This is a genomic window from Yersinia kristensenii, from assembly GCF_900460525.1.
In the GTDB taxonomy this organism is placed as follows: domain Bacteria; phylum Pseudomonadota; class Gammaproteobacteria; order Enterobacterales; family Enterobacteriaceae; genus Yersinia; species Yersinia kristensenii.
The window spans coordinates 748488-760634 of the sequence record NZ_UHIY01000001.1; the positions used below are offsets into that span (position 1 = coordinate 748488).

Sequence of the window (12147 nt, forward strand, 5' to 3'; positions counted from 1 at the left end):
TTGACTTTGGTACGCCGAACACCGATACCGTCCGAAATTACTAGCCTTCATTTTATAACTGACGCTGCTCTAGGCTGGTATAAATCGTTTTAATTTCACCTGTTAAGCTCTCACCACGGTACACCATCGACGTATCGTACCGTTGATACTTCTCTTCTCTCGCGGCGCTGAACCAGTTAAACGACCCTAACCAACGGCATAGCGTTATGTTCATTACACCATTCTGCATTCGACATGGGTGTGATAGGGCTTGATGGCCGCATGAAGCTACTGGTCTCAGAAGGCGTAAACGGCAGCCAAATGGTTGAACGGTTATTCTGGGATTTCGCAGGGCATACAATTTTACTGCCCAAAAGCGCTGAACATTATCCACATGAACAGTTTGTAGAATGGCATCGGGGGCAAGTGTTTAAACGTTAGTGACATTCAGATGAGATATAAAAGTGCAGCAAGCTGTACTAATGTGATTAGCTATTGGCATCCACCATATCAATAATATTGTGCAATCTCAGCTCCGGTATAAGCTGGTCTTGCAAGGTATCAAAAACACGTTCAATACACCATTTGCTGGTCAGCTGGCAAAGATGATTTCGATAGCCTAATCCGCCGTCAGTACTGCGAATCTCAGAGTTTCAATGAGGGGACATTTAAGCACTAGCCTTCCCAGACAAAGACTAAAAATAATCCCACGCCCGGCCAGCTAAAAACTCAACCCCCTTTCAACATATCAAAGACCACCCGCGCAAACCCTTTTGCAAGTTCTGGGTTAGACAGATACTGCATCATCATTTCATGCTGAGCATCATTGCTATCCATTACCGCGTCATCAATAGCTTTAGGGAAATCCCCCAGCATGGCTTGTTCGCGGGTATTGTTGGCAATTTGCGTCATGACTGCCTGGTTTTCCGATAACTTATCACGCACGGTAAAAGCATAGTTAATCATGTCCTTATCACTGAGATTGTCAGTAATAAACAGGTCATTTAGACGTGCCAGAATATTCGACAGGAACTCTTCTTTCTTATCTTTCGGCTTGGCGGTGCCGATGTCGTTGCCTGGTTCAATTTTGTATTCTCCGGCATCTTCCTGCAGCTTGAGATGCTGCTCGTGGATTTTCGATAAGCGGTAATGGCTCATCTCCACATTGCTTAAATCAATCTCATCTTCTTCAACGTGCTGTTCATGCAGCAGCGGGCGAAGATGGCGGGCAAAAAGACTAAGTTTCTCCAGTTCTTTGTCATCATAGTCAACGAGTTGCGACATAAACTCGTAGAAACGAACAAAACTGCCGAGGTCCTTCTTGAAGATATCCAGCTTGTCTTTCTCTTGTTTGCACTCTTTAAAACTGTTTTCGGCGTTGGTGATAAGCACCACATCATTGGTTTTTTTGGTTCGCTCAAAAATCTCTTTTGCCAGCACATAGGCATCGATAGCCGAGGTATAACGTTTCTTCCAGCGCTCAACGGCCGGTTTACAGATATTACTGATCGCCGCGTTGGATTTGTTTTTAGTGAAAAATGCCTCGCAGAATTGCTCGACTTCACTCCACAGGAAAATACCGCCAGTGCGAAGTTTCTGGAACAACTCGAAGACTAGCTGTGGATCACTGACATCTGTCAACTCAGCGGTTTGATAGTAAGGCTGGAAGGCCGCCAGAATATCATCGGGTTCGTTATAGAAATCGAGCACGAAAGTGCCCGATTGTGCTTTACCCGGATAGGTGCGATTCAGCCGCGAGAGCGTCTGTACACACTCCACCCCGCCCAGAGCTTTATCCACATACATGGCGCATAATTTCGGCTGATCAAAACCGGTCTGGAATTTATTCGCCACCAACATCACCTGATAATCATCACTATCAAAGGCTTTGCGCATATCCCGACCTTTCAGCCCTGGATTCATATTGATTTCGGTGAACTTCTGATTGAGCAGCGCCAGACTGTTGTGGTCACTCTCAACAAATTCCACCTCGCCAGAAAACGCCACCATCGTGTTAATCTTCGGATAGTTTTTTTCCGCGATATATTGATCAAATGCCAGCTTATAACGCACCGCAGCTTTACGCGAACTGGTGACCACCATCGCTTTGGCTTGCCCACCCAGTAAATGCATCACATGTTTGCGGTAGTGCTCAACAATCACTTTTACCTTTTGCGCGACATTATGATCGTGCAATGTCACCCACTGGTTAAGTTTGATTTTGGCTTTTTTACTGTCAACTTCCCGGTCTGCATCTGCCAGTTTTTGTAGCAGCTGATAGGCCACTTTGTAGTTGGTATAGTTCTTCAGGACATCAAGAATAAAGCCCTCTTCAATCGCCTGACGCATGGAGTAAACATGAAAGGCTTCGGGCTTATTGGTTTTCGATGCGGGCTCTAGCGGGTTAGGACGACGACCAAATAGCTCAAGGGTTTTCGCTTTAGGTGTGGCGGTAAATGCATAATAGTTAAGGTTACTGCTGCCTTTACGCGCCGCGATAGTGGCATCGAGAATGTCCTCCGATGACAACACCACATCGTCATCTACCTCGTCAGTCATCAACACTTCTTTAAGCTGACGCGCCGTAGAACCGCTCTGCGATGAGTGCGCTTCATCGGCTATCACCGCATATTTACGCTGTTTGAGGCTGACGCTATTTTCGATGGCTTTCAGCACGAACGGGAAGGTCTGAATGGTGACAATAATAATCGGCTGGGAGTTTTCCAGCGCACTGGCAAGCTTTTCTGATTTGGAGCCATCACCTTCTTTATTATTGATACGCCCAACGACGCCATCCGCATGTTCAAACTGGTAAATAGTGTCCTGTAGCTGATCGTCCAATACCGTGCGGTCTGTGACCACAATTACCGAATGGAACTGCTTTTCGCCCTGCTCATCGTAGAGTGTTGAAAGCTGGTGGGCAGTCCAGGCAATCGAGTTAGATTTGCCGGAACCCGCGCTGTGCTGGATAAGATATTTATGACCCGTACCTTCAACTGTGGCGGCGTTAATCAGCTTATTCACCACATCCCACTGGTGATAGCGTGGGAAAATCAGGCTCTCTCTCTTGCCTTTCAGCCCGTTCCACGTTTCTTTTTCTTCAATTTGCAGATGCACAAAACTGGCTAGAATTTTCAGCAGGTTATCTGGCAGTAGAACTTCATTCCACAAGTAGCTGGTGGCGTACTCGTTTTCATTTTCGGGGATATCATTTCCTGCGCCGCCATCTTTGGTGCCTTTGTTAAACGGTAGGAAGAAGGTGTCATCGCCAGCCAGTTTGGTCGCCATAAACACCTCATACTGGCTGACGGCAAAATGCACCAGCGCGCCCCGTTTAAAGGTGAGTAGCGGCTCGGGTTTATGGGTTATTGGGTCTTTGGGCAAACGCGTTTTTTTATATTGTTTGATGGCGTTTTGCACCGCCTGCTTGAATTCAGATTTCAGTTCAAGTGTTGCCACCGGCAGGCCGTTAATAAACAGCACCAGATCGATACGCCATTTCTTAGCTTTTACGCCAGCCTCTTCAAATGCGGCTTTGGTGGCATAGGGGCTATAAACCAGCTCTGGCACCACCCGGCAAATATTCTGTTGATAACGCGCCAGCGTTTCCGGGTTGAGATTATGTTCGGGCTTAAATTGGCATAATGAAAAGCGCGCATTGTGGCTTTTAATACCATGACGTAATACGCCGAGCGTACCGTAAGTGCGCGACAATATATCGGTAGCATTGTTATCGGCTTTTTTAAGTTGCGCTACCAGCACATCAAGAAAATGGCGTTCAGTATCGGTTGGGTAAATTCTGGCAAATTTTTCCCATTCCTGCGGCTGGCTGTTTTGTACAAAAGCAATGGCATCTTGCGAGAACAGCGCGCGTTCGCGGTCATAGCCATCTGATTTGCCACAAACCCAACCTTTGGCAACCATTTGAGCAATGATTTCATTCTGGAAAATCAGCTCGTTAGTAGTATCCATACTCATGCGGTGACCTCCTGTAATACCTCAACTTCGTGAGTGTCTGGTGCAACCCAATCGCGTACGTCTATTTTGCCGGTAACGGCGGCGGAAATAAGGGCGGTGCGGCGTTCTTTAAGTAACTTGATTGCAGATTCGCTCTTAGACTCTAGAAGATCAAAACTATAATTATACTTTTGAATATGTCCTGAGATTTCTACTTGTTCAATTAATGGTGGACATGCATATTTGAAATCCAACATATCTGTAATATTGAGACTAGCCTGATTTGCAGTTCCATGAGCATGCAGGTCTAAATGATCGCGGTATACATTCGTTTGAATAAGGAAAAAAAGATATGATTGATTCAACACATCAGGCCGAGAAGAAAATACTACTGTATTTTGATTTAATAGCGATCCATTTAGATTTTGAGGCACAAGACCAATTTGCCCAACGGCACTATTTTTTACATCTGGAGTGCTGCCTACTGTACTTAAAACTATATCACCAGAATTAAGAATAGCCTTAGGGTAATTCAAAGCAAAAAGCTCTGGTAAAAAAACATCTGAAGTTTGAATGCTTTTTTGCTTAATATCGCTCGCTTTTACAACACGCACACCATAATGACAGAAATCTGTAGATTTAAAAGCTATACCCTTACGGGTAAAAACGTGAATTTTCAACGGAGACACAATCCAATGCTCCGGCACTTCCCCCAACCACTCAACACCAGAATCTTTCATTGGCACATCAGGGTTTAGCCCTTTAGTCACCGCATGGCTAATCACCGCCTGACGTTTTTCTTTTAACAGTTCAATTAGTTGCTGCTGTTTTTCGATCAGCTTATCTATTTTTGCGGTTTCGTGATCCAAAAAGGCAGCCACTCTTGATTGTTCATATAATGAACAGTTCGGGATGGGAATGTTAACTAAATCTGATGCATTTATTGCTGGATAACTCACTCCCACAGAACGAGCTACAACTTCTTTTATAAAACCACTAGCACGCAGACAATAGGCAGCAAAGCCTTTATCAAGATTTAATAGAGGCCGAATTACTGCAAACCCGGTGGAAACGACCATATTATTTGGAGGATTAATTATTGGAGCAATAGCTTCTAGGTATGTTCGAACTGTAGAGATAATGACATCACCATCTTTAACCAGCCGTCTAGCTCTTGAAGGAGCATTCGAAAATATCATATTTTCTGTTTTTGTTATCCCCTGCGATGAAGACACGCTGCCAATATCAACATACTCAAGTTCATAATCTTTTTCTGTTGAATCAGAAATTACTTGATCATTACAGGTGCAAAGAAATTTCAGAGGCTTAGAACCCCAATGAACAGGTATATCCCCCAACCACTCAACCCCAGAATCCTTATATTCTGGATAAGCCTTATATTTAGCCATCAGGAATGTACCTCCTGCAATAACTTCATAATCTCGGCGCTTACGGCATCCAGATCGGCATCAATCTCTTCTAACGGGCGTGGCGGCTGATAGACATAGAAATGGCGGTTAAATGGAATTTCATAACCAACAATGCCTATTTCACCGTCTTTCGCATCGCGCTTATCGGCGTTAATCCAGGCATCGGCAACGTGCGGTAGCACTTCGGCTTTAAAGTAATTTTCAATTAAATCACTGGTGGCGATAGCCGGGTTTAACGGCACATTTTCATTATCACGCAGCTCGCCATCCTGTTCGAACTCCACCACTTTGCCTTGGTATTCAAATGCTCCATACAGCGGCTGGACGGCTTCTTTTAGAATTTTTTTCACCACCGGCTCGGCATCCGGGTTTTTAGTGGTGATAGCATCAATAAATTGTTTATTTTCTTTGGTATCCAGCTTAACGCCCGCAGTTTTAATCGCGCCTTTTAAGGTGAGTTGGAACTCATTAAAGTCATCACTAACTTGTGTTTTGCCACCGGCTTTCGCACCCAATGCAGTTTGGATCTGTTGCGCTTTATCCATTAATGCGCGCTGGGCCAGCCACAGTTTACGGTCTAACAGATCTTTAATTTGCTTCTCTTTCAGCTCGGCAAATTCAGCTTTGATGATGGCGCGAGCTTCAACTTCCAGCCCGGTAAAATCGCCGTAATTATCGTCTTGCCACTGCCCTGCGAACTCGCCATATAAGCGCTCCATCGGCGCGCTAAACGGCTTCGGCGCAAAGCGCAATGTGGCAATCGCTTCATCAGTAACTTGAGCAGACAAGCGCAGCGGGCGCTCGATGGTCAGGCGGCGGTAGCCAAAATCCGTGCTGTTAAAGATTTTGCTGGCGAAGGTTTTCGGTGCTTCGATTTTAGCCGTTGCAGACTGGCGGCCCCGGTTAGATTTTTGCTCTGGTGCTTTCTCCAGCCCTAATGCTTCAAGCGTGGTCGTCTCCACCACTTCAAAATCGCCAAAGGTGCGAGTGATAAGCTTAATATCATCCTCGCCCATGATGTTACGTTTGGAACCTAAAGACTTACGCATCTTGCCGCACAGATTGGTGCCATCAATCAGTTGGACTTTGTCCTTACGCTCCGGTGTTTTTTTGTTCGACAAAATCCACACATAGGTGGCGATGCCGGTGTTGTAGAACATATCCGTCGGCAGCGCGACAATCCCTTCCAACAAATCAGCTTCCAGAATATAACGACGGATTTCACTCTCACCGCTGCCCGCCCCGCCGGTAAACAGCGGTGAGCCGTTAAGAATAATGCCAATCCGACCGCCGTTACTCACCGAGCCATCGAGGTTATGGTTATCGCGCATTTTGCTGATCAGATGCATCAGAAACAGCAGTGAACCATCAGAAACGCGTGGCAGACCGGGGCCAAAACGCCCATTAAAACCTTTCAGCTGATGCTCGTCGTTAATCTCGCCTTCAATCTTTTTCCAGTCCACACCAAATGGTGGGTTAGAAAGCATGTAGTCGAACTGGTCTTGCGGGAGCTGATCGTTGGAAAGGGTGTTACCCAGTTTAATGCGGCTAACGTCCTGCCCTTTGATCAGCATATCGGCTTTACAGATGGCGTAGGACTCGGGATTCAGTTCCTGCCCAAAAGCACGCATCACCGCATTCGGGTTAAGTTCGTGCACATACTCCATACCGGAGGAGAGGAAACCGCCCGTACCGGCCGTTGGGTCATAAATGGTGCGAATAATGCCATCTTTCGACAACGCATCATTATCTTCCATAAACACCAGCGAGGTGGTTAAACGCACGATATCGCGTGGAGTAAAGTGCTCACCCGCCGTTTCATTCGAGCTTTCCGCAAAACGGCGAATCAGCTCTTCAAACACCAGCCCCATTTCATAGTTGGAAATAGCATTCGGGCTCAGGTCAGTGGTGGCGAATTTCTTAACGATTTTGAACAGCAGGTTGGCATCATCCAACAGGCCAACAAACTCAGTAAATTTGAAGTGCTCAAAAATTTCCCGCGCATCCTTTGAGAAACATTGAACATAGTTATCCAAGTTGGCTCGAATGTCGTTCTGACCAATCTTGCCAAGATCCATTGGTGAGGTATTAAAGAACGACAGCCCTTTGGTGGCACGTAATAGAAACTTCTCCCGCCCTTCTTCCGGCAACGGGCTGGTCTTCAACTTTTCAGCCTCTGCCACCACCGCATCTTTGGTTGGCGCTAACACACACTCAAGGCGGCGCAACAAAGTAAAAGGCAGAATCACACGCCCGTACTGAGATTGCTTAAAATCACCGCGAAGCAGATCAGCTACCGACCAGATAAAGGCAGCTGTTTGAGAGAAGTTAGTGTTAGTCATGAAAATCCTCAGGATAAATCGCAGCTATAGAGCAAATGTGCCCAAGCAAAAATGCAGTTTTGGAATGCAATTCGCAAAATAATACCCGTAACGAAAACTATCGCAAACGATACAGGGCATAGAAATGAATACCGAGACTAAATAATCACTTAACTTCGACCATTACAACTTAAATAGCCTGGTATCCCTCAAAGCCTGACGTACGGTTGCTAAGGGCTATCACAGGACCGCATTTATAACAGCCGTAAGCCCGAACATGATTTTATACTTTAATAGAATGTTGAGCTTTCGTTATATAAAGCTCATTGCTCTACCGTGGCTAACATACTGATGTGAATACATTCGGACAGTAGTAATGACAAAAAAAGACATGGCATTCCCCACCTGCTTCAAAAGGCTAGTGAAGAACACCACTTATGTGAGACTTTTCAGAAAAAATGCTGGAAAAGAAAAGTTCCTCTTTTATCTTAAACGATTATTAATCTTCCCAAAATCAAACGGACTAACCCCCTTCTCTCGATTCGCATCCAGATAATCTGCCCACCACTGGATCATCAGTCTGCGCTCATCTAAGTGCTCGGCTTTATGAATATAAGCCGCACGTACAGAGTTACGCTCCTGATGGCTCATCTGTCGTTCTACGGCATCCCTAGACCACAATCCCGATTCAATCAATGAGCTACATGCCATGGTTCTAAAACCGTGACCACAAACATCAACTTTAGTATCGTAGCCCATAACACGCAGGGCTTTGTTTACCGTGTTTTCACTCATTGGTTTACGTGGGTCATGATCACCGATAAAGATCAACTCACGATTTCCACTCATGCTTTTGATCTTTTCCAGAATGGCGAGCGCCTGGCGGGATAAGGGGACAAGATGGGGAGTGCGCATTTTGGAGCCTCGATGCGAATGCTTAACACCTTCCAGTGGTTCACGTTCTCCAGGGATGGTCCACATGGCGGTTTCAAAATCTACTTCTGACCAACGGGCAAAGCGCAATTCACTGGAACGGATAAAGACCAATAAAGTCAATTCTACCGCTAGCCGAGTGAGTGGCCTGCCACTGTAGTAATCGATGCGATGAAGTAACTCTGAAACGCGGTTTAACTCAAGTGCCGCACGGTGCTTTCTTTTACCGGTAGCAACAGCGCCCGCCATCTCCTGCGCGGGGTTGTAATCAATTAAACCGCTTTGTACTGCATAGCGCATTATCGCTGTGGTTCGTTGTTGCAGGCGGGAAGCTACCTCAAGACGTCCAGACATCTCCACGGCTTTAATGGGAGGTAAAAGATCACGGGTTCCGAGGTCTGTGATATTCCGTTTGCCTATGGCTTGAAAGAGATTGTCCTCTAAGCTTTTGAGCACTCGAGCACTGTGAGCTTCTGACCATTGACGATTACTGGCATGCCACTCTCTGGCTACCACTTCAAAAGTTATCGCTTCTTGCTCCTGCTCTACCTTAACGGCTTTCTTGCTCTCACTTGGGTCCACACCAGTTAGCTAACAGCTTACGAGCTTCGTCACGCCGTGCCCTGGCATCAGCCAGTGATATTTCAGGGTACTTTCCCAACGCCAACATCTTTTCTTTACCGCCAAAGCGATAACGTAGCCGCCAATATTTGGAACCATTAGGATGAACAAGCAAAACCATGCCTTCTCCGTCAGTGAGCTTATAGGCTTTTGCTTCTGGCTTGGCCGTACGAACCTTCACATCACTCAGAGCCATGTTGAGTATCCTTTCAAGGGTTCTGTGTGGGTACGAACATTATCGAACCGGGATATACCCGCATTTGTACCCACATCAGTAAGTTGATGTAGATTGAATCAGGTTGACTTATGTTGACTGAAAAAGCGAGAGGAGCCTTGCGGGGACTGGATTTTAGGCATAAAAAAAGACCTCAGTTGAGGTCTCTTTACATACTAATGGTGCCGAAGGCCGGAATCGAACCGGCATGCCTCGCGGCGGTTGATTTTGAATCAACTGCGTCTACCGATTTCGCCACTTCGGCACTGAAGTAGTATGCGGAGAACGAGGTGAATTATACCTACCCGAAGTCCGCATGCAACTGTTATCCCACTAAGTTTAGTCTAAGTGTTGAAAAAAACGCCATCAACGCCGTTTTAGCAGCAAATAAACGCTGATTAGGAGAAAAAGTATACTCGGTAACAGCGCGCCGATGACCGGAGGGATGCTGTAAACCAAGCTAAGCGGGCCAAAAATCTGATCCAATACATAGAAAACAAAACCAAAGAAGATACCGGTAACCACCCGAACTCCCATTGGTACGCTTCGTAATGGGCCAAAAATAAATGACAGCGCCATCAGCATCATCACGGCCACCGAGAATGGTGCAAATATCTTGCCCCACATATTCAGTTCATATCGGCTCGACTCTTGCCCACTTTGTCGTAGATATTTGCTGTAATCATGCAATCCGCTGATAGAAAGCGAGTCTGGGTTCATGGCAACCACACCCAACTTCTCTGGTGTTAGGTTAGTTTTCCACTCACCGGTTAGTGTCTGTGAGCCAGTCACTTTATTTGGATTGCTTAAATCAGATTCATCAACCTGCGATAAGCGCCACAGATTGCCTTCAAACGTCGCCGTGGCGGCATAACGAACCGAAAGCAGGCGATCCTGTTTATCAAAATGATAAATATTGACCCCGGTTAGCTCGTTATCACCCGACACTCGCTTGATATAAATAAAGTCGGAGCCGTCTTTCGCCCATAAACCAGTTTGCGTCGATAACAATGATCCCCCGTACATCTGCTGTGCACGGAAGTTACGCGCCATCTGCTCACCTTGCGGGGCAACCCATTCACCAATAGCCATGGTCAGTAACACTAATGGAATCGCGGTTTTCATCACCGAAGCGGCAATTTGCATACGGGTAAAACCTGATGCTTGCATCACCACTAATTCACTGCGTGTGGCTAAGGTGCCCAGGCCCAACAATGCACCTAACAGCGCCGCCATCGGAAAGAATATCTCGATATCCTTAGGGATACTTAGCAAAGTGTACATGCCCGCGGAAACCGCAGAGTAATCGCCCTGCCCGACTTTGCGTAACTGATCGACAAACTTGATAATGCCGGACAACGATACCAGCATGAATAAGGTCATCAGGATAGTATTGAGGATAGTCCGTCCGATATAGCGGTCTAATACACCAAACATCAGGCAGCACCTCTCAATCGAGCACGTAACTTACGAGCCGGCAGGCCATCCCACAGGTTCAATATCACCGCGACAGCGAGGTAAACCCCGTTCACCGCCCACATCCAAATCAAGGGGTCCAACTTGCCACCGCTTGCATTAGAACGCAGGGAGCTTTGTAACAAGAAGAAAATCAAATAGAGCAGCATGGCGGGCAACATACTCAAAACACGGCCCTGACGCGGGTTGACGACACTGAGCGGTACCACCAGCAATGCCATAATGATCACCGATACGATAAGTGTCAGACGCCAATGAAACTCTGCACGCGCATCAGGCTTGTTCGAGTCCCACAGCTGTTTCATGGTCATCTGCTCAGCTACGTTATTGTTTTGCTGTACTTCCTGATGACCAATAATAGCCTGGTAATCGACAAAATCGGTGATACGAAAGTCGCGCAACAATGCCGTGCCTTCATAGCGGGTACCTTTGTTTAAGATAACCACTTGTGAACCATCAGGCCGTTCGATCATATGACCGCTGTCTGCTACCACAACAGAGGGGCGTTGATTACCGTTTGGCCGCAATTGTGCCAGAAATACGCGGTTAAACTCTTTGCCCGTCACATTACCGATAAATAAGGCTGAATTGCCATCAGTTGAAGACTTAAACTGCCCACCAGCCAGAGCGGCCAAGCTAGGATTAGCTCTGGCATCGTTCAGCACTTCGTCTTGATGTTTAGAAGACCAAGGGCCAAGCCAGATAGTATTGACCGATGCCAGCGCTGAAGTTATCAGTGCCAGAATCAATGCAGCCATAATCAGGGACTTTTTGCCCATGCCGCAGGCATGCATCACGGTGATTTCACTCTCCGTGTACAATTTACCTAGCGTCATCAATAAGCCAAGGAATAAGCTCAATGGCAAGATAAGTTGTGCCATTTCCGGCACACCGAGCCCTAAAAGGGATAAAACCAAGTTTGTTGGGATTTCACCGTCGACCGCAGCGCCCAATATCCGTACTAACTTCTGACTAAAGAAGATTAATAGCAGGATGAACAGAATCGCAATTTGGCTCTTAAGTGTTTCCCGTACCAGATATCTAATGATGATCACGCTAATACGCCTGTGAAAACTTGTCTTTTTGCAGGAAAATCGATAGTTTCATCGTTAATCCGCCATTTATTCTCATCATATGGCAACCTTCACAGCTAAAATAGTATTACAGCATCTAGCGTTTAGGTGTCCTATAGGAACATGCTTATAGTCGCCAAAAC

5 protein-coding genes, 1 tRNA gene and 3 pseudogenes are annotated in these 12147 nt (G+C 46.3%); 1 reads left to right on the forward strand and 8 read right to left on the reverse strand.

The window, feature by feature from the left end:
• Positions 1-52: 52 nt before the first annotated feature.
• Positions 53-190: pseudogene (locus tag DX162_RS22895) on the reverse strand (hypothetical protein); the annotation flags it as partial.
• Between DX162_RS22895 and DX162_RS22520 the strand changes: the two are divergent.
• Positions 184-420, forward strand: a pseudogene (locus DX162_RS22520) (HNH endonuclease); the annotation flags it as partial. The pseudogenes DX162_RS22895 and DX162_RS22520 sit on opposite strands and share 7 nt — an antisense overlap.
• Before the next feature lie 288 nt (positions 421-708).
• On the opposite strand, the gene DX162_RS03445 reads toward DX162_RS22520, so the two are convergent.
• The 7 genes and pseudogenes from DX162_RS03445 to lptF all read right to left on the reverse strand — a co-directional run bounded on the left by DX162_RS03445 (position 709) and on the right by lptF (position 11986).
• Positions 709-3957: a type I restriction endonuclease subunit R gene (locus tag DX162_RS03445; protein ID WP_032819308.1), complete on the reverse strand. Its 3249-nt coding sequence runs from the start codon at positions 3955-3957 to the stop codon at positions 709-711.
• Positions 3954-5345: a restriction endonuclease subunit S gene (locus tag DX162_RS03450; protein ID WP_032819306.1), complete on the reverse strand. Its 1392-nt coding sequence runs from the start codon at positions 5343-5345 to the stop codon at positions 3954-3956. The genes DX162_RS03445 and DX162_RS03450 overlap by 4 nt, the downstream gene beginning before the upstream one ends.
• Positions 5345-7708 carry a type I restriction-modification system subunit M gene (locus DX162_RS03455; RefSeq protein WP_032819305.1) on the reverse strand — a complete coding sequence of 788 codons (2364 nt, stop codon included), beginning with the start codon at positions 7706-7708 and terminating at the stop codon, positions 5345-5347. The genes DX162_RS03450 and DX162_RS03455 overlap by 1 nt, the downstream gene beginning before the upstream one ends.
• Positions 7709-8170: 462 nt before the next feature.
• Positions 8171-9437 (reverse strand): annotated as a pseudogene (locus DX162_RS03460) (tyrosine-type recombinase/integrase).
• Between the two features lie 198 nt (positions 9438-9635).
• Positions 9636-9720, reverse strand: a tRNA-Leu gene (locus tag DX162_RS03465).
• A gap of 101 nt (positions 9721-9821) precedes the next feature.
• Complete coding sequence (gene lptG, locus DX162_RS03470) at positions 9822-10892, reverse strand: LPS export ABC transporter permease LptG (protein WP_032819303.1); 1071 nt, start codon at positions 10890-10892, stop codon at positions 9822-9824.
• Complete coding sequence (gene lptF / locus DX162_RS03475; protein WP_004389287.1) at positions 10892-11986, reverse strand: LPS export ABC transporter permease LptF; 1095 nt, start codon at positions 11984-11986, stop codon at positions 10892-10894. Before lptF ends, lptG begins: the two co-directional genes overlap by 1 nt.
• Positions 11987-12147 lie beyond the last annotated feature (161 nt).